Raw genomic sequence first — 18,064 nt, forward strand, 5'->3', positions numbered from 1 at the left:
GCTGCCGATGCTTTTTGGCCGCTACTCCACCTTCTGCTGTTCTTGGCTGTTCTCCAGCAGAGCGCGGCGGTCCTGGTGGAAGTAGGTGTACGCGGTCGTCAACGCGCACACGATCGCGGCCATCCCGAGCATCTGCGTCCCGCTGACGAACAAACTGATGACACCGCCCACCGTGGCTCCGAAGATGAAGCTGCTCAGCAGCAGAAAATAACCCAACCAGTCCGCGGCCCGTCCGCCGGCGATGTGCCGCTCGATGCCTTGGCCCATTTTCACCAGCGTGCCGGTGACATAGCTCAGCGGCACCGAAACCTCGCCGTTCTTGACGAACGACGTGTTCAACGCCCCGACGCCGAACACCACCACCATGATCGGAATGAAATCCAGCTGAGTCTGGCTCCACTTGCCGACGATGATGTCGATCGCGGTGGCGAGCAGCAGGCTGAACGTGGTCAATACGGTCGGGCCGTGCGGGTGCGCCACCCAGAAATGCCGCCGGCACACCGAGGCGACCACGACGCCCGATACGAAGCACAACAGCAGCAGCCCCGCCGTCACCGACAACACCACGTCGTTGCGGAAATAACCGAGGATGGCTCGTTGCGCGTTGCCCGTCATGAACGTCACGAAGTATCCGGCGGAGTGGGTGAATGCGGTTGCACCCAATACGCCTGCCAGGGCGGCCAGCACCCAGGACAGCCGCGACTCGCTGTTGAATATCTCGTTCTCCACGCGCCAACCTTATGCAGCCGTGAGGCGAGCGATCGACCGCAGTGGGATCGGCAGCCAGCCGGGCCGATGCCGCGCCTCATAACCTGTCTCGTAAACGGCCTTGTCCAGCTCGTAGGCGGCCAGCAACAGTGCCGAATCCCGTGGGTCGACGCCGGACGCCGCCGCGTAGCCGTCACAGAACGCGGTGTGATTGCGCTGCACCCATTCCCGGGCCCGGGCGGCGCGCTGTTTGTCTGGGTTCTGGGACGCCTGGTCGACCAGCGGCCCGTAAGCCGCGTACTCATAGGACCGCAACACCCCGGCCACGTCCCGTAACGGTGAGTCCGGCGCCCGCCGCTCGTCCAAGGGCTGACCGGGTTCGCCTTCGAAGTCGATCAGCAGCCAGCTTTCCGGGGTGCGCAGCACCTGCCCCAAGTGCAGGTCACCGTGCACCCGCTGAACCACGATCCGCTCTCCGGTTAGTTTGCGGAATTGCTCTTCGATGGTGGCCGCATACGGACCCAGGTCCGGGACCGTCGCAACCGTCGACGACAACCGCTTGAGCATGGTGTCCACCGGAAATGTCGCGTGAGCGGTGCCCAATCGGTCGGCGAGGGTGGCATGTACGGAGGCGACGGCTTCGCCGAGCCGGTACGACTCGCCGGCGAAATCGCCGCCCACTTCGTGGGCATACAGGTCACCTTCGGCGAAAAGGTCACGGACGCTGGCCGTCGCCATCGCCCAGCCCTCGGCGGCGTTGGGCTCGTATTCGGTCACCATGCCCAGCGGGCACGCCTGCTGTTCCGACTGACCGGGAGCGGTGAGCTCATAGACGCCGAGCAAACGTGCCACATGCGGATTGCCGGCCCGGCCCAGTACCCTGCCCAGTTCGATATCGGGGTTGATGCCGTTGCTGACCCGGCGGAACACCTTGAGGATCGCCTGCGGGTCGAAGATCACGCTGGTATTGGATTGCTCGGCGTCGAGAACGCGCGGGTACGCGTCCAGCGCCAGTTCGACGCCGGGTTCAGCGGCGAACCGCACTTCGATGCCCGTCGACTCTCGCACCGCCGACGAATCGATCAGCGACAGCAGGTATTGCGGCGCGCTCGCGTCATACAGCGCGTCGAAACCGGTGCGATCGTCCGCCGCGCCAATTGTGGCCACCGTGCTGAACTCGAAGATCGGCGCGGAATCCCAGCCCACGATCACCTGGTAGCGCTCGGAGGAACCGTCGGTATAGGCGACGTCGACCAGTACCAGGTCGAGGTTGTCGCGCAGTGGGACGACCACGCTCGGCTCGGCGGTCCTGAGCTCGCGGCTGCGGCCGGCGTACCAACGCTGCTGCGGCAGCCACTCTGACCACGGCAGCTTGGCCGCCAGCTGGGCTGGAGAGGTCATCCTGTGCTGCTCCTCCTCATCGCTAAGCTCTGCGGCCCGGTCACGGGTGCTCCTCATCCCACTCGGACAACTGGAACCAGTAGAACCCGTGTCCCGGCAGCGTGAGCAGATAGGGCAGGTGACCGATACGCGGGAAATGCACCTGCCCGGTCAGCTCGACCGGCGTGTAGTTGTTCCAATGCTGCAGGTTCAGCTCGATGGGCTGGGGAAATCGTGACAAGTTGTTGACGCACAAGACGGTGTCGCCGTGCTCGCCCGGCGCCTGCCGCACGAAGGCCAAGACCGAGGGATTGGACCCGCCCAGCTCCTGGAACGACCCGACCGCGAACGCCTGATGCCTGCGACGCACAGCCAGCATCGTGCGGGTGAAGTTGAGCAGCGACGTCGAGGTGTCGCGTTGGGCCTCGACGTTGACGGCCTGGTAGCCGTACACGGGATCCTGGCTGGGCGGCAGATACAGACGACCCGGGTTGGCGGTGGAGAAGCCGGCGTTGCGGTCGGGCGTCCACTGCATCGGCGTGCGGACGCCGTCGCGATCCCCCAGCCAGATCACGTCGCCCATGCCGATCTCGTCGCCGTAGTAGAGCACCGGCGAGCCCGGCAGCGACATCAGCAACGCGGTGAACAACTCGATCTGGTTGCGGTCGTTGTCCAGCAGCGGAGCCAACCGCCGGCGGATGCCGACGTTGGCCTTCATCCGGGGATCTTTCGCGTACTCGGAGTACATGTAGTCGCGTTCTTCGTCGGTGACCATCTCCAGCGTCAACTCGTCGTGGTTGCGCAGGAAGATGCCCCACTGAGCCAGGTCCGGGATGGGTGGTGTCTGGGCCAGGATCTCCGAGATCGGAAACCGCGACTCGCGGCGGACCGCCATGAAGATGCGCGGCATCAGCGGGAAGTGGAACGCCATGTGACATTCGTCGCCGCCGGTGGTCGGGTCGCCGAAGTACTCGACCACGTCGGCGGGCCACTGATTGGCCTCGGCCAGCAACACCCGGCCCGGGAATTCGTCGTCGACCACTTTGCGGACCCGCTTGAGGAACGCGTGCGTCTCGGGCAGGTTCTCGCAATTGGTGCCTTCGCGTTCGAACAGGTAGGGCACCGCGTCCAGCCGGAAGCCGTCGATACCCAGCCCCAACCAGAACCGGATGACGTCGATCATCGCCTCTTGCACGGCCGGGTTGTCGTAGTTCAGGTCCGGCTGGTGTGAGAAGAACCGGTGCCAGTAGAACTGGCGGCGCACCGGGTCGAAGGTCCAGTTCGACTCTTCGCTGTCCACGAAGATGATCCGGGCATCGGTGTACTTCTCGCTGGTGTCGCTCCAGACGTAGTAGTCACCGTAGGGACCGTCGGGATCCCGGCGGGACTCCTGAAACCACGGATGCGACTCGGATGTGTGATTCATCACCAAATCGGTGATTACCCGGATTCCGCGCTGGTGCGCGGCGTCGAGCAGGGCCACGAAGTCGTCGACCGTGCCGAACTCCGGCAGCACCTTGTAGAAGTCGCGGATGTCGTACCCGCCGTCGCGCAGCGGTGAGTCGTAAAACGGCGGCAGCCAGATGCAATCGATGCCGAGCCACTGTAGGTAGTCCAGCCGGTCGATCAGCCCACGCAAGTCCCCGGAGCCGTCCGCGCTGGCGTCGTAGAACGCCCGGACCAACACCTCGTAGAAAACTGCGTGTTTGAACCAGGTGGGGTCGGCGGGAAGCTTGGTGGCGTTGCCGAAGTCCTCGACGTTGGGGTGTTCGACGACCCCGCCCTCGACGTGACTGCCCTCTGGCGAGTGGTGGGAATGGTGCTCGACAACCTGGACAGCGCGGTCTGCGTCGTTCATCAATTCCACGATGCCACGTGTACCCGACGCGCGTCGTGCGGAATCATGCCCGGAACATGGTTAGTCACAATCGAATTGGCGGACGGGCAGTATACCGACCTCAGGCTGGGGGCCCATCTCCCAACACGACGTTCACCGTGCGGGTCTCGCCGGTCTTGGTGCGCAGGGTCACCGCGATCGTGTCTCCGGGGTGATGCGGGACCAGCACATCAGCCATCGCAGTGGCCGAGGTGACCGGGACTCCGTCGACAGCGGTGATGACGTCGCCGACGCCGATGCCGGCTCCCGCGGCGGGGCCGGTGGCGACGACGCGTTCCACCCGCGCACCGCCCCGGTTATCCACGACACCGATGCCGAGGAAGGCCGTCGGGCCGATGTGCACGGTGTTCGAGCCGGCGCCGCCGCGGATGGCGTTGGCGACTCCCATCGCCTGACCGATTGGAATGGCGAAGCCCTGTCCCCCGGACATCTTGTAGCTTTCGGTGGCCGCCGTGTTGACGCCGACGACCTGCCCGGCCTGGTTGACCAGCGGCCCACCTGAGTCACCCGGCTTGATCGGGGCGTCGACCTGGATCAACCCGCCCAGCGTCTCGGTGGCCCCGGTCAGGGTGTCGGTGGCCTGCACGGTCTGGTTGAGCGCGACCACGCGCCCGGACACCGCCGTGGGCGCTCCCCCCGCGCCACCGGCGTTGCCCAGCGCGACCAGCGGCTCACCGACCGTCACCCCGCCGCCGATCGCGGCCGAGGGCAGGCCGCCGGCCCCGCGCAGCTGCAGCACCGCGACGTCGTGGCTGCGGTCGTAGCCGATCACGTCGACGCCGTAGGTGCGGCCGTCGGCGACGCTGAACGCGCTGATGTCGGTGGCGCCGGAGATCACATGGTTGTTGGTCAGCACCACGCCGTTGGGGTCGATGACGATGCCGGTCCCCGCGCCGACCGCGTTGTTGTAACCGAACCTGGTGCTGATGTCGACAACCTGCGGCGCAACCGTCGACGCGGCGTCCAGCGGTAGCAGAGGCCGGTCGGCGAACCGGTCGAGCGCCACCGTCCCGGGCGGCGCGGCCTGGGCCGGCGCAGTGGCCAGGCCCAAGGCCAGCCCGGCCGCGGCCAGCACGCTGACCAACCATGACCACCTGAGGAAGCGGTGGTGCGCTTTGCTCATCGGAGTAACCTCCTGCGTCGGGGAAGAACCAGAATTGTCTCAGCCTTCGGGTCTGGGCTGCACGGCAACATCTAGATCACCGTAGTCCAGGTAGCCAACTCGGTCGCTTTCAAGCAGTGTCACCGGGCGTGGGCCGGATGGGATGGGTGAGGTGGTGACTGACGTCACCGACCATGTCGATGAGCGTGAGGTCGCGGTAGGAATAGCGCCAATCGTCGTCGACGCGTTCGAAGCGGTCGTGGTAGCGGCCGGCGACGATGGTTTGCAACGGAAACCCGTCGGTCTGCTGCAGCACCATGTAGTAGCTGCGGCACTCGGCCGTGCCGGCTGCCTCGTTGATGTCGATGATCGGGTTGCTTACCACGTGCTTGGTTCGGGGCGTCCCGTCCGGATAGAGCCGGATCAGCGACGTCCAGATCCCCAGCAGCCGGGTGGCGTCGACGGTGTCGCGGTCTGGGTCGGGGCCGCCGATCCGGATGCGGGCGTGCTCGAACAGCTCGGCCGCTCCCGCCAGGTCGCCGGTGTCGATGCATTCGGCATACCGGTAGAGAAGGTTTGCGATCTGCGCCTCGGCCTGCATGGGGCCAAGTTAACGCAGCCGCAGCCCTTCTAAGCTGGTTCGGTGAGCCAATTCGATCTGGCGGTCAGGTTCGCAGGTTCCCCGGTGGCGCGGCTGGCCACCGTCACCCCCGAAGGCAAGCCCCACCTGGTTCCGGTGGTGTTCGCGGTCGATCAAGACCGCATTTACACCGCCGTAGACGCGAAGCCCAAGACGACGCAGCGGCTGCGCCGGCTGACCAACATCGAGCACAATCCGCACGTCAGCCTGCTTGTCGACCATTACGCCGAGGACTGGACACAGCTGTGGTGGGTCCGGGCCGACGGCGAGGCCACGATCCACGCCGGCGACGAGGTGGCGCGCACCGGATACCGGCTGTTGCGGGCCAAATACGTTCAGTACCAATCGGTTCCGTTGAATGGTCCGGTAATCGTGGTCACGGTACGCCGCTGGGCCGGCTGGCAGGCCTGAGCCGTTCAGCCGCGATGCATGCCGCCCGACCCTTGTGTTGGGCGGCGGTTCGGGGAAAAGTTGCTTACTGCCTTCTGTGGTCTGGAACACACCGGAGGGACCCTGCCCGGTTGCGGGTCGATCGAAGCTGCCCGGGAGAACTGGAGGAATGCCATGGCGGACAGAGCGAGTGCTTCCCAGGGAGCGGGAGCGGCTCCCACTGCGGACGGCCCAGGGGGCATTCGCAACGTGGTCCTGGTCGGGCCGTCAGGGGCCGGCAAGACCACCCTTGTCGAGGCCTTGCTCGTCGCGGCCGGCGTCCTGAACCGTCCGGGTTCGGTGAGCGAGGGCACGACGGTCTGCGACTTCGACGACGCCGAGATCCGCCAACAGCGCTCGGTCGGCCTGGCGGTGGCGTCGCTGTCGTACGACGGCGTCAAGGTCAACCTGGTCGACACCCCCGGGTACGCCGACTTCGTCGGTGAGTTGCGGGCCGGACTGCGGGCGGCCGATTGCGCGCTGTTCGTCATCGCCGCCAACGAAGGGGTCGACGAACCCACCAAATCTCTGTGGCAGGAATGCAGCCAGGTCGGCATGCCCCGCGCGGTGGTGATCACCAAGCTCGACCACGCCCGGGCGAACTACGCCGAGGCTCTGGACGCGGCGCAGAATGCGTTCGGCGACAAAGTCTTACCTCTTTACCTGCCGACCAGCGACGGTCTGATCGGACTGCTGTCACAGACCCGCTACACCTACTCCGCCGGCAAGCGCACCGTAGGCCCGCCGGACCCGGCGGATGCCGACCGCATCGAGGAGGCCCGCGGCAGCCTGATCGAGGGAATCATCGAGGAATCCGAGGACGAGTCGCTGATGGACCGCTACCTCGGCGGCGAGACCATCGACGAGTCGGTGCTGATCGAAGACTTGGAGCGGGCCGTTGCCCGCGGTTCGTTCTTCCCGGTCATCCCGGTGTGCAGTGGTACCGGGGTGGGCACCCTGGAGCTGCTCGAGGTGGCCACCCGCGGCTTCCCCTCGCCGATGGAACATCCGCTGCCGGAAGTCTTTACGCCGGCGGGGGCTCCGCATGCCGAGTTGGCCTGTGACCCCGATGCGCCGTTGCTGGCAGAGGTGGTGAAGACGACGTCGGACCCCTACGTCGGCAGGGTCAGCCTGGTCCGGGTGTTCTCCGGGACCATCAGGCCCGACGCGACGGTTCACGTGTCGGGCCATTTTGCGTCGTTCTTCGGCGGGTCCAACGGGTCCGGGAGCAGCCACCCGGACCACGACGAGGACGAGCGCGTGGGCGTGCTGTCGTTCCCGCTGGGCAAACAGCAACGGCCGGCACCGGCGGCGGTGGCCGGCGACATCTGTGCGATCGGCAAGCTGAGCCGCGCCGAAACCGGTGACACCCTGTCCGACAAGTCCGAACCGCTGGTGCTGAAACCCTGGACCATGCCCGAACCGCTGCTGCCGGTGGCCATTCAGGCGCACGCCAAGGCCGACGAGGACAAGCTGTCGGTGGGCTTGGGCCGGTTGGCTGCCGAAGATCCGACGCTGCGGATCGAGCAGAACCAGGAAACACACCAGATAGTGCTGTGGTGCATGGGCGAAGCCCACGCCGGTGTGGTGCTCGACGCGCTGGCCAACCGCTATGGGGTGACCGTCGATACGGTGGACCTTCGCGTTCCGCTGCGAGAAACGTTCGCGGGCAAGGCCAAAGGCCACGGCCGGCACATCAAGCAGTCCGGCGGCCACGGCCAGTACGGGGTGTGCGACATCGAGGTGGAGCCGCTGCCGGAGGGTTCGGGGTTTGAGTTCGTCGACAAGGTGGTCGGCGGGGCGGTGCCGCGCAACTACATCCCCAGTGTGGAGAAGGGTATTCGCGCGCAGATGGAGAAAGGCGTGCACGCCGGTTACCCGGTGGTCGACCTGCGCGTCACGCTGTTCGACGGCAAGGCGCACAGCGTGGACTCCTCGGACTTTGCGTTCCAGATGGCCGGCGCGCTGGCGCTGCGGGAGGCGGCCGCCGCGACGAAAGTGGTTCTGCTGGAACCCATCGACGAGATCTCGGTGCTGGTGCCCGACGATTACGTCGGCGCGGTCATGGGTGATTTGTCCAGTCGTCGGGGCCGGGTGCTCGGCACCGAGGCCGCGGGGCACGAACGCACCGTGGTCAAGGCCGAAGTGCCTCAGGTCGAGCTGACCCGGTATGCGATCGACCTGCGCTCGCTGGCGCACGGGGCCGCGTCGTTCACCCGTTCGTTCGTCCGCTACGAACCGATGCCCGAACATGCGGCCGCCAAGGTGAAAAGCTCGGCGTGACAGTCAGGTCGTGCCTCCGAATTGCTGGGCCACGGCACGTCGGTCCAGCGACCCTTTGGCGGTGTGCGGCAATACGCTGACCTCCTGAAAGCTGGCCGGCACCTCGAACGCGGCCAACCGCTCGCGGCAGAACGCGGCGAGTTCGTCGGCTGCCGGCGCGGGCGACACGCGCGGGACGACCGCGGCGGCCACCGTCTCGCCGTACATTTTGTCCGGCACACCGAACACCGCTACCTCCAACACATTTGGATGGCCAGCGAGCACGCCCTCGACGCGTTCCGGGGAAATCTTCTCGCCGCCACGGTTGATCAGTTCCTTGATCCGGCCGCGGATGCACAGGTCACCCGCCACCGACAGTGATCCCAGATCGCCGGTGCGCAGCCATCCGTCGGTGAAGTTGGCCGCGGTTATCTCCGGGTCGCCGAGGTAGCCGCGCACCACCGTCGGCCCGCGCAGCCACACCTCTCCGACCGCGCCCGCATCGAGCGGATGCCCGTCCGGCCCGGCGATGCGGATCTGTGGGCCGGTGGAGCGCCCGACCAGACCGGTTGCACCAGAAGGGCTTTCGGTGCTGTCGATGCTGGTGGTGCTAACTTGGTGGGTGGCCTCGGTCATCCCGAACGCGCACACCACCGGCGCCGAGAACTCGTCGTGCAGCGCTTGCGCGGTCTCCGGGGTGAGCGGCGCGCTACAGCTGCGGATGAAGCGCAGCGTGGCTCTATGGGTGGGTGATTCGCTTTTGGCGCGTTCCAGCAGGATCTGGTGGATGGTGGGCACCGCGGTGTACCAGGTGGCCCCGACCGCCGCGATGTCGTCCCAGAACGTGTGCGCCGAGAATCGCCCGCCGGCCGGCAGCGACACCGTCCCGCCCGATGCCAGGCTGGACAGCAACGCGGCGACCAGCCCGTGGCCGTGATACAGCGGCATCACCGCGACGGTCGCGTCCTGCGGCCCGAGGCGATAGCCGGCGACGATGGCCCGGATCGAGGTGGCGATGTTGGCGTGGGTCCACGGGACCATCTTCGGCAGGCCCGTCGTCCCCCCGGTGAACATGATCATCGCGTCGTCGTCGCGCAGCCCGTTCGGCGCCGACGCCACCTGGTTCGGTGCGGTGTCAGCGTCGAGGTGGACGCGGTCGCTGGCCACCGAGACCCGCCAGCGCAGCAGCGCCGGTTCGCGCTGATCGTCGGACGCGTCGCCGTCGACCAGCACCACCCGCGCGCGGGCCGCCTCGGTCCGGGCGCGCTGGTCGCCGACGGGCAGGGCCGGGTCCAGTGGGACGACGATCAAGCCCGCCCGGGAGGCCGCCAACAGGCTGACGACGAACTCGGCGTTGCTGCCGGCCCGCAACGCGACCCGATCACCCGGTTGCAGGCCCTGCCGCTGAAGGTGGCCGGCCAGGTCGTCGACCAGGCGGACGAGGTCGGCGTAGCTGATCGTTGTCCGATCGGACCCGACGACGAGCGCTGCGGCTGCCGGCCGCTGGGTGGCGGTCGCCTGGACCAGGTCGGCAATGCGCGCGTCCATGCCCGACAGTATGGCTGCGTGACGCGGTTGCTCGAAATCGACGCCAGCGCGACGCCCACTCGCAAAAGTTCGCGCTAGCGTCGACTTCGCGCAGCAGTGTGGGAACCGAAGGAGTCGCTCATGTCCAGCAAGACCGACGGCTTCCACCTCGTCGTGGACGCCCTCAAGGCCAACGACGTGGCCACCATTTACGGCCTGGTCGGCATCCCGATCACCGATCTCGCCCGTGTCGCCCAGGCATCCGGCATCCGTTTCATCGGTTTCCGGCACGAAACTTCGGCCGGTAACGCGGCCGCCGCCGCCGGGTTCTTGAACCGACGCCCGGGTGTTTGCCTGACGACGTCCGGGCCTGGTTTTCTCAACGGCCTGCCGGCCTTGGCCAACGCGACTACAAACTGCTTCCCGATGATCCAGATCTCCGGCTCGAGCCGGCGGCCTCTGGTGGATCTGCAGCGCGGCGACTACCAGGACCTCGACCAGCTCGGCGCCGCAAGGCCGTTCGCCAAGGCGGCTTATCGGATCGGCCGCGTCGAGGACATCGGGCTCGGCGTCGCGCGGGCCGTTCGCACCGCGAGCTCCGGCCGCCCGGGCGGCGTCTACCTCGACATCCCGGGCGAGGTCCTGAGCCAAGCGATGGCGGCCTCTGCCGCCGCCGGCACGATATGGCGCGTCGTCGACCCGGCTCCGCGGCAGCCGCCGGCACCCGAGGCGGTCGATCGCGCGCTGGAAGTGCTCGCGGGGGCGCAGCGGCCGCTGATCGTGCTCGGCAAGGGCGCGGCCTACGCGCAGGCTGACGACGTCATCCGGGAATTCGTGGAGACCACCGGGATGCCGTTCCTGCCGATGTCGATGGCGAAGGGGCTGCTGCCCGATTCGCATCCGCAGTCCGCGGCCGCGGCGCGATCCTTGGCGATAGCCCGCGCTGACACCGTCCTGCTGGTTGGCGCCCGGCTCAACTGGCTGCTCGGCCATGGCGAGTCTCCGCAATGGTCGGCCGATGCCACGTTCGTCCAAATCGACATCGCCGCTGCGGAATTCGATAGCAACCGGCCGATTGCCGCACCGGTGAGCGGCGACATCGCCTCGGCGATGTCCGCATTGCTCGACGGCGTGCGCGCACGTCCCGTCGTCGCTCCCCGGCAATGGGTAACCGAGCTCACTGAGCGAAAGGTGAGCAACGAGGCCAAAATGCATCGTCGGCTGGCAGAAAACCCCCATCCCATGCGGTTCTACAACGCGCTGGGCGCCATTCGCGCTGTGCTGCAGGATAATTCGGATGTCTATGTGGTGAACGAAGGGGCCAACGCATTAGACCTTGCCCGGAATGTCATCGACATGGAATTGCCGCGGCATCGGCTGGACACCGGGACTTGGGGCGTGATGGGGATCGGCATGGGCTATGCAATCGCCGCCGCGGTCGAGACCGGCAAGCCGGTGGTGGCGATCGAGGGGGACAGCGCATTTGGGTTCAGCGGCATGGAGATTGAGACCATCTGCCGATACCGACTGCCGGTGACCGTCGTCATCCTCAACAACGGCGGCGTCTATCGCGGTGACGAAGTCGCGGCCGTCGGCGAAGACCCGGCGCCGACGGTGCTGAGTGGGCAGGCTCGGCACGAGCTGATCGCGGAGGCATTCGGCGGCAAGGGATACCACGTCACGACGCCGCACGAACTGCGCTCGGCGCTGTCTGAGGCGCTCGCGACGCAGGGACCGTCGATTGTCAACTGTGTGCTCGACACGGCTGCCGGGGTGGAAAGTGGCCACCTGGCGGGCCTCAACCCGGCCAGTGCGGCCACCCGCGCGCCGAGTTCGGTCGGCGCCGACGGGTGACGGTCGGCAGTACCCGGTATCGGGGTGGAAGTCGTCCCGGACGTTCAAACGGAGAATTCCCCCGCCGCGGGCTGCCGAGCGCCGCTAATATTGCGGCCAAGCTAACAGACGAGTGTTTGCTAGAGATATCTATAGGGTAGAGCCGACTAGAATAGTTCCATGTTCATCGCACCATCTCGGAGAGTGAAGCCCTTGCGTCGAGCAGTTCGTTATCTGTTCGTTATGGTCGCAATCTCGGCGATGACCATGGCAGGACCGGTCACCCGCAGCGTTGCGGCGGTTCCCGCACCCCGGCCGGTTCCGGGCGTGGAGTCGGTTTTGCCGGCCAACGGTGCGGTGGTCGGGGTGGGCCATCCGGTTGTGGTGACGTTCACCGCCCCGGTTGCCGATCGTGCCGCGGCCCAGCGGTCCATTCGCGTGCTCTCTCCGAGCAACTTGACCGGACACTTCGAATGGGTCGAGAACAACGTCGTGCAGTGGGTGCCAGACCACTATTGGCCCAGCCATACCCGCGTCTCAGTCGAGGTACAGGGTCTGGGCACCGGCTTCGAAACCGGTGATGCATTGCTGGGCGTCGCCAGCATCTCCGCGCACACCTTCACCGTGAGCAAAAACGGCGAGGTGCTCCGCACGATGCCCGCGTCGATGGGTAAGCCCAGCCGCCCGACGCCTATCGGCAACTTCAGCGCGATGTCCAAAGAGCGCACCGTCGTGATGGACTCCCGCACCATCGGTATCCCGCTGAGCTCACCCGACGGCTACCGAATCGTCGCCTCGTACGCGGTGCGTGTCACTTCGAGCGGCGTTTACGTGCACTCGGCCCCGTGGTCAGTGGACTCGCAGGGCTACGCCAACGTCAGTCACGGTTGCATCAATCTGAGTCCGGACAACGCCGCCTGGTACTTCAACATGGTGAACATCGGCGACCCGATCAACGTGGTTGCTTGACCATCGCCGCGCTAACCGCAACGGCCACAGGCAAATTCCAATATTTCGTCGAAACGTGCTGCGGCCGAGTCAGTTTGGCAGTTTGCCCTTCAACGCGGCGTCCTGCTTACGGCCGATATCTTTTGCAAACTCGGGATCCGTCGGGTCGTTGGGCGCGCTGTCGAATTCCAGGCTGACCAACGCCTTGCCCTGGGTGAACAACAAGACGGTCACCGCTTGGGAATTGTCCGGCGCCGCCCCGGAGATGATTGCCCCGCCGTCGCCGACGTCGGCGGGCTGCCAGGTGCCGGTGACCTTGCTGGCGTAGTTGTTCTTGGTGTTCTCGAGTCCTAACTTCGCCGTCTTGGCTTCATTGACCAGCAAGATGCTGTCGCCGATGCGGCGGCTGTTGTCCCCGTTGGTAAACAGCTGCGAGACACCTGGGGCGCCGTTCGGATTCTGCACCGGGTCGGAGGCGCTGAAATCCTGGCCGATATCGGTCACCGGGATCAGCAAATTCGTGTAGTCGGCCTTCGGTGGATATGGCGGGCCGGCCGACGTGCTCGGGGCGATGGACGGCAACGACCCTGGGCTCTCACCGGGGCCGCAGCCGGTGGTCGCGGCGCTCACCACGACGGTGACCACCGCGCAGCCGGCGAGTGTTTTCCGAGAAAGCTTCATGGCATTCCTTCCAAACCCGTCACCAGTGTGCCGCGGCGCCTGACGCTACTGGGAATCGTGGGCGGGAACAAGGGCGCCGCTCCCGCTGTTGCGCACCGGCATGGGCCGCGATTATCGGCAGGTTAGGAGTTCACAATGACGGCTGCAGTGGCGCGCGCCGTACGGTTCGACCGTTACGGGGGCCGGGATGTGTTGTACGTGGCGGACATCGACATGCCGACGCCAGGCCCGGGGGAGGTGGTGGTCGAAGTTCGCGCCGCGGGGATCAACCCCGGCGAGGCCGGCATCCGGGTGGGAGCGATGCACGAGATGTTCCCGGCCACCTTCCCGTCCGGCGAGGGCAGCGACCTCGCCGGCGTCGTGACGGCGGTGGGCCCTGGAGTCACCGAATTGGCGGTCGGCGACGAGGTGCTGGGATTCAGCCTCCGCCGGTCCAGCCACGCCACCCACACGGCCGTGCCGGTGGGCCAGCTGATCCGCAAACCTCCTGAATTGAGTTGGGCGGTCGCGGGATCGCTGTATGTGGTCGGCGCGACGGCCTACGCGGCGGTCCGGGCGGTCGCGCCCCAGCCGGGCGAGACGGTCGCCGTCTCTGCGGCCGCCGGTGGAGTCGGCAGCCTGGTCGTGCAGCTATTGGTCCTGCGCGAGGCGGTGGTCCTGGGTATTGCGGGGCCGGGCAACGCGGACTGGCTGCGCACGCATGGCGTCACGCCGATCGCATATGGAGACGGGCTGGCCGAACGGCTGCGGGACGCGGCGCCGGACGGGATTGACGCATTCATCGACCTCTTCGGTCCGGAGTACGTCCAGCTCGCCGTCGACCTCGGCGTCGCACCCGAGCGGATCGACACCATCATCTCGTTTCAGAAAGCCGCCGAGGTCGGCGCGAAAACCGAAGGCAGCATGGAAGCGTCGACACCGGAAGTGCTTTCCGAGATCGCCGGCCTGATCGCCAGCGGCGCCATCGACTTCGACGTCGCCGCGACCTATCCGCTGGAGCGGGTGGCCGACGCGTTCGAAGAACTCGAGCGCCGGCACACGCACGGCAAGATCGTCCTGCTGCCGAATGGCTGAATCACCCGCGAGCAGACGCAAAGTTCCCCGAAAGTGGTGTTTTCGGGGGACTTTGCGTCTGCTCGCCGTGGGATTAGCGGCGCACGGTGTCGGACGGATGCCCGCCGAGCGAGGCCGTGATCACCGCGATCGGCATGCGCGACACATACAGGTCGGCCCGCTGCTGCGGAGTAGGTGTGTGCCATCCACACAACCTTTTCGCCAGCAACCGCCCAGTGCGCAGCAGCGCGCGCCGGGGCGTCCGCGACGCCTTTTCAGCACCGGTAACACGGTGTGCAACAACGAAAGCCATGATTCATCTCCTGCCTGAACGTCGACCGGTTCATGGCATTTCAGAACGAAAAGCTCAGGCGGCTACGAGAATGCCGGAACCGGATCGGAACAAGATGGATTGCGGATAGGGACTATCGCTGGGACTCATCTCGCCCTCACCTCCTCACGGCCAGGACACACGCGGGTGTCACCACACTGCGCTGCACAGAAGAGGCAAACGCCCGGCGGGCATGTCATCAAACCCGCCGAACTTACACCCCTCTCGTTGGAGCTTTGGCACTGCACGGCGTATCTGGACCATCGCCCAGAAGCCACTTGGGCTCGACCCTTGGGTCCGGGAAGAGCTGTCCTGACCCGGGGCGTCTCTCGACGTTCGAGGTCAGTGGCCTGTATCCATGCAGACGCCTCACCTAACGAGGTGCATGCAGAAGCCATGCTCGCACTCTGACCCGTTGCTCGTCAAACGCTGTATGCGATGGCGCCCTAGGCTGTCGGATCATGGCCATCACATTGCAAGACCCCAGGATCGTGACCGCGCTCGACCGGATGTACACCGAGGCGAAGAACCAGATGTCGCTGTTGCGCGAGAAACGTGAAGAGCTGGGTCGTGCGATGACCACCGAAGAGCGCACCGAGGCGATGAGCGAGTTCTACATCCCGGTGACGCCCGAAGCCGGGCGGTTGCTGTACGCGCTGGTGCGCGCCACCCGCCCGGCCACCGTGGTGGAATTCGGGATGTCGTTCGGCATCTCCGCCATTCATCTGGCTGCGGCGGTGCGCGACAACGGCGACGGCCGGGTGGTGACCACTGAACTCAGCGAAACCAAGATAGCCGCGGCCAGAAGCACATTCGCCGAGACCGGCCTTGACGATGTGATCACTATTCTGGAAGGAGACGCGCTGTGTACGCTCGCCGACCTGGACGGCAAGGTCGACTTCGTCCTGCTGGACGGGTGGAAGGATTTATATCTGCCCGTGATCGAGTTGCTCGAACCGCGGCTGTCCGCAGGTGCATTGGTTGTGGCCGACAACACGAGCGCGGCCGACACCCAGCCCTATCTGGAGCGCGTACGCAACCCCGACAACGGCTATGTCAGCTTCAACTTTCTGGTCCGCGACAGCGACAGCATGGAAATCAGTTGTCGGGCAGGCGATTAGCAGCTATCGCAGTGACTCCTCGAGCCAGGGGGTCAGCCATTTGACACCTTCCGGGGTGAGGTGGACGCCATCGCTGCGTACCTTGATGCCGTCGACCTTGGCGGTGTAAACGCCGTCCGGGCATAGCTTTTTGTTCAGGTCGAGAATCTGGACATTCGGGTGGTGGGCAACCGTGTTGCGCAGCATGGTGTTCCACTGGTTGACGCGGTCCGGTTGGTCCTCCGGATACAGGCGGCCGTCGGGCTTTTCACCGCCCCGGCTGTACGGAACCGTGGCCACCACCACGCGCACGCCGGTGGAGCTCACGATGTTCAGCGCCCGCTCGAGCTCGGCGTTGAGGTACGCGTCGAAGGTCGGATCGCCGATGTGGGTCCACTTTCCTTCGTTGACTCGGTCGACGGTCTCCCAGCGGCCGATGATCAGCAGCGCGACGTCGGGCTGGTCGGTGTTGATCTGCTTCGACCACCTACCCGGCCAGGTGTCGCATTCCGGTCGCTGTTCCAGGGTTTGGCCGATGTACCGGTATGGAGTGCCGCGCACCAGGCTGCACCCTATGACGGTGTGGTCCAGGAACGTGAATCCCGGTGTCGCAGGCAGATAGTGCATCCAGGTCCACCCGATGGAATCACCGAATACCGAAACCGTGAACGGACGGTTGGGATCCCGAGGCCGCGGCTGAACGGCAGTCGGCGGCGACGGCGAAATGGCCGCGACGGCCGAAACCCCCGGCGGCAGGCCGACTTCCCGTAGCCCGGTGCCCGTTCCGACCGGAACGACCAGGATCGTTGCCGCCGCAGCGGATGCCACCGTCGCGGCGGCCAGCGGCAGCAACTGCACCCGCGCCGGCCGCCAACGGCGGATGGGTTGCTCGAGCAACCACCAGGACGCGGTGGCCACCGCCACCGTCGCGGCGCACCGAGCGGCGAACAGTGCGATGCCGGACCATCCGGTCCGTTCTCCGTTGAGCGTCAAAAAGATCGGCCAGTGCCACAGGTAGACGCCGTAGGAAATGCTGCCCAGGGCCACCAGCGGGCGCCAGGCCAGCACCCGGGCCACGATGCCGCGCTGCTCCATCGCCACCGGGGCTATCACCATGCCGGCCGCGACGGCCACCCCGATCAGCAAGCCATGACGGAACTCGCTCGCGCTACCCGTCGCGTAGTGGGTCGCCGCCGCCAGCCCGGTCAGACCGAGGATCGGCAGTATCCGGGCGATCCGCCGCCCCCAGCGGCTCCGGATCAGACACCAGCCCCGGTTCAATGCCGACCAATCCCGCACCAGGAGAGCCGCTGCGGCGGAACCGATCAGTAACGCCTGCGCCCGGGTGTCGGTCCCGAAATAGACCCGGTCGCGGGTGGCGTCGCAGGCTTGGAGAACAGTGACCGCGGCCGACGCCAGTGCGCCGAGCGTGGCGATCACGAAGATGGCGAACCGCACCCCGCCAACTGTGGCCCGACGGAAGTAGCGCCTGGCTCGTGTCGCCAGCAGCAGGGTCACCCCGATCAGCAGGACGGGCCAGACGAAGTAGTACTGCTCCTCCACCCCGAGCGACCAGGTGTGCTGCAGCGGAGAGGGCGGGGCGCCTTGCGTGAAGTAGTCCGTCTTCTGCGCTATGAACCGCCAGTTCGCCATCCACATGAATGCGGCGATCGCATCACCCCGCAATCCGGACAGCGACTGCGCAGGCAGCAGTTCACGGGCCGCGCCGACGGTGAGGACCATCAGCACCAGGGCCGGCAGCAGCCGTCGCGCGCGTCGAACCCAGAACCCGGTCAGCTCGATACGACCGCTGCGGGCCAGCTCGTCGAGCAGCAGTGAGGTGATCAGGAATCCGCTGAGGACGAAGAAGATATCGACGCCGATGAATCCGCCGCCGACACCGGGAATGCCGCCGTGCCCGACGAGCACCAGCGCGACCGCGATGGCGCGCAGGCCGTCCAACGCAGGGATGCCGTCGCGACGCTCGGACCGATCCCAGACAGCCCGCCGACGGACCCGGCGCACCGGCGCCACCCATCGGCGCCGAGGAGCAGAAAGTGCCGGCGCGGGTTGACTCCCGCCCGGCTCAGCGCTCGCGGTTAGCGCGCCCTGACCAATATGCCGTCCGGCGCCATCGTTGCTGCCGATACGTCGCTGCCCCTCCTCGTGATCT

Annotated in this window: 15 protein-coding genes and 1 riboswitch; of the genes, 6 read left to right on the plus strand and 9 right to left on the minus strand. The window is 66.5% G+C overall.

Annotated elements, in window-relative coordinates; translation table 11 throughout:
* Positions 1-21: 21 nt before the first annotated feature.
* The 5 genes from AC5Y2L_RS03660 to AC5Y2L_RS03680 all read right to left on the minus strand — a co-directional run bounded on the left by AC5Y2L_RS03660 (position 22) and on the right by AC5Y2L_RS03680 (position 5,688).
* A complete protein-coding gene (locus tag AC5Y2L_RS03660) occupies positions 22-729 on the minus strand; it encodes a YoaK family protein (RefSeq protein WP_499936300.1) in 708 nt (235 codons plus the stop codon).
* Between the two features lie 9 nt (positions 730-738).
* The gene (locus AC5Y2L_RS03665; RefSeq protein ID WP_499936301.1) at positions 739-2,109 is read right to left on the minus strand and encodes a maltokinase N-terminal cap-like domain-containing protein; all 1,371 of its coding nucleotides are present in this window, start codon (positions 2,107-2,109) and stop codon (positions 739-741) included.
* Positions 2,110-2,149: 40 nt separating this feature from the next.
* Complete coding sequence (treS, locus tag AC5Y2L_RS03670; RefSeq protein WP_499936302.1) at positions 2,150-3,946, minus strand: maltose alpha-D-glucosyltransferase; 1,797 nt, start codon at positions 3,944-3,946, stop codon at positions 2,150-2,152.
* 100 nt (positions 3,947-4,046) lie between these two features.
* On the minus strand, positions 4,047-5,108 hold the full coding sequence (locus tag AC5Y2L_RS03675; protein WP_499936304.1) for a S1C family serine protease: 1,062 nt from the start codon (positions 5,106-5,108) through the stop codon (positions 4,047-4,049).
* Between the two features lie 109 nt (positions 5,109-5,217).
* Positions 5,218-5,688, minus strand: a complete 471-nt coding sequence (locus AC5Y2L_RS03680; RefSeq protein ID WP_499936305.1) for a nuclear transport factor 2 family protein — start codon at positions 5,686-5,688, stop codon at positions 5,218-5,220.
* A 42-nt stretch (positions 5,689-5,730) separates the two neighbouring features.
* On the opposite strand from AC5Y2L_RS03680, the gene AC5Y2L_RS03685 reads away from it, so the two are divergent.
* The gene (locus AC5Y2L_RS03685; RefSeq protein WP_499936306.1) at positions 5,731-6,138 is read left to right on the plus strand and encodes a TIGR03668 family PPOX class F420-dependent oxidoreductase; all 408 of its coding nucleotides are present in this window, start codon (positions 5,731-5,733) and stop codon (positions 6,136-6,138) included.
* A 153-nt stretch (positions 6,139-6,291) separates the two neighbouring features.
* Positions 6,292-8,439: an elongation factor G-like protein EF-G2 gene (locus AC5Y2L_RS03690; protein WP_499936308.1), complete on the plus strand. Its 2,148-nt coding sequence runs from the start codon at positions 6,292-6,294 to the stop codon at positions 8,437-8,439.
* A 3-nt stretch (positions 8,440-8,442) separates the two neighbouring features.
* Here AC5Y2L_RS03690 and AC5Y2L_RS03695 read toward each other — a convergent pair whose 3' ends face one another.
* A complete protein-coding gene (locus tag AC5Y2L_RS03695) occupies positions 8,443-9,966 on the minus strand; it encodes a FadD7 family fatty acid--CoA ligase (RefSeq protein WP_499936309.1) in 1,524 nt (507 codons plus the stop codon).
* 120 nt (positions 9,967-10,086) lie between these two features.
* Between AC5Y2L_RS03695 and oxc the strand changes: the two genes are divergently transcribed.
* Positions 10,087-11,799 (plus strand): oxalyl-CoA decarboxylase, encoded by a 1,713-nt coding sequence (gene oxc, locus AC5Y2L_RS03700; protein WP_499936310.1) that lies wholly within the window; start codon positions 10,087-10,089, stop codon positions 11,797-11,799.
* A 192-nt stretch (positions 11,800-11,991) separates the two neighbouring features.
* Positions 11,992-12,747 (plus strand): L,D-transpeptidase, encoded by a 756-nt coding sequence (locus AC5Y2L_RS03705; protein ID WP_499936552.1) that lies wholly within the window; start codon positions 11,992-11,994, stop codon positions 12,745-12,747.
* Between the two features lie 69 nt (positions 12,748-12,816).
* Here the strand turns inward: AC5Y2L_RS03705 and AC5Y2L_RS03710 are convergent, their stop codons facing one another.
* The gene (locus AC5Y2L_RS03710; protein ID WP_499936312.1) at positions 12,817-13,407 is read right to left on the minus strand and encodes a hypothetical protein; all 591 of its coding nucleotides are present in this window, start codon (positions 13,405-13,407) and stop codon (positions 12,817-12,819) included.
* A 135-nt stretch (positions 13,408-13,542) separates the two neighbouring features.
* Between AC5Y2L_RS03710 and AC5Y2L_RS03715 the strand changes: the two genes are divergently transcribed.
* Positions 13,543-14,481: an NADP-dependent oxidoreductase gene (locus AC5Y2L_RS03715; protein WP_499936313.1), complete on the plus strand. Its 939-nt coding sequence runs from the start codon at positions 13,543-13,545 to the stop codon at positions 14,479-14,481.
* Between the two features lie 73 nt (positions 14,482-14,554).
* Here AC5Y2L_RS03715 and AC5Y2L_RS03720 read toward each other — a convergent pair whose 3' ends face one another.
* Positions 14,555-14,773 (minus strand): hypothetical protein, encoded by a 219-nt coding sequence (locus tag AC5Y2L_RS03720; protein WP_499936315.1) that lies wholly within the window; start codon positions 14,771-14,773, stop codon positions 14,555-14,557.
* Positions 14,774-15,004: 231 nt separating this feature from the next.
* Positions 15,005-15,179: riboswitch (M-box (ykoK) riboswitch) on the minus strand.
* 73 nt (positions 15,180-15,252) lie between these two features.
* On the opposite strand from AC5Y2L_RS03720, the gene AC5Y2L_RS03725 reads away from it, so the two are divergent.
* On the plus strand, positions 15,253-15,912 hold the full coding sequence (locus tag AC5Y2L_RS03725) for an O-methyltransferase (RefSeq protein ID WP_499936316.1): 660 nt from the start codon (positions 15,253-15,255) through the stop codon (positions 15,910-15,912).
* A gap of 3 nt (positions 15,913-15,915) precedes the next feature.
* Here the strand turns inward: AC5Y2L_RS03725 and AC5Y2L_RS03730 are convergent, their stop codons facing one another.
* On the minus strand, positions 15,916-17,916 hold the full coding sequence (locus AC5Y2L_RS03730; protein ID WP_499936317.1) for an acyltransferase family protein: 2,001 nt from the start codon (positions 17,914-17,916) through the stop codon (positions 15,916-15,918).
* Positions 17,917-18,064 lie beyond the last annotated feature (148 nt).

Source organism: Mycobacterium sp. NGS66, assembly GCF_059812225.1.

Excerpts from the sequence above, each read along its gene's own strand:
- AC5Y2L_RS03690 (WP_499936308.1), top strand. The coding sequence starts at position 6,292 with ATGGCGGACAGAGCGAGTGCTTCCCAGGGAGCGGGAGCGGCTCCCACT.
- AC5Y2L_RS03675 (WP_499936304.1), bottom strand. The coding sequence starts at position 5,108 with ATGAGCAAAGCGCACCACCGCTTCCTCAGGTGGTCATGGTTGGTCAGC.
- AC5Y2L_RS03715 (WP_499936313.1), top strand. The coding sequence starts at position 13,543 with ATGACGGCTGCAGTGGCGCGCGCCGTACGGTTCGACCGTTACGGGGGC.
- AC5Y2L_RS03720 (WP_499936315.1), bottom strand. The coding sequence starts at position 14,773 with ATGGCTTTCGTTGTTGCACACCGTGTTACCGGTGCTGAAAAGGCGTCG.
- oxc (WP_499936310.1), top strand. The coding sequence starts at position 10,087 with ATGTCCAGCAAGACCGACGGCTTCCACCTCGTCGTGGACGCCCTCAAG.
- AC5Y2L_RS03665 (WP_499936301.1), bottom strand. The coding sequence starts at position 2,109 with ATGACCTCTCCAGCCCAGCTGGCGGCCAAGCTGCCGTGGTCAGAGTGG.
- treS (WP_499936302.1), bottom strand. The coding sequence starts at position 3,946 with ATGAACGACGCAGACCGCGCTGTCCAGGTTGTCGAGCACCATTCCCAC.
- AC5Y2L_RS03680 (WP_499936305.1), bottom strand. The coding sequence starts at position 5,688 with ATGCAGGCCGAGGCGCAGATCGCAAACCTTCTCTACCGGTATGCCGAA.
- AC5Y2L_RS03710 (WP_499936312.1), bottom strand. The coding sequence starts at position 13,407 with ATGAAGCTTTCTCGGAAAACACTCGCCGGCTGCGCGGTGGTCACCGTC.
- AC5Y2L_RS03725 (WP_499936316.1), top strand. The coding sequence starts at position 15,253 with ATGGCCATCACATTGCAAGACCCCAGGATCGTGACCGCGCTCGACCGG.
- AC5Y2L_RS03695 (WP_499936309.1), bottom strand. The coding sequence starts at position 9,966 with ATGGACGCGCGCATTGCCGACCTGGTCCAGGCGACCGCCACCCAGCGG.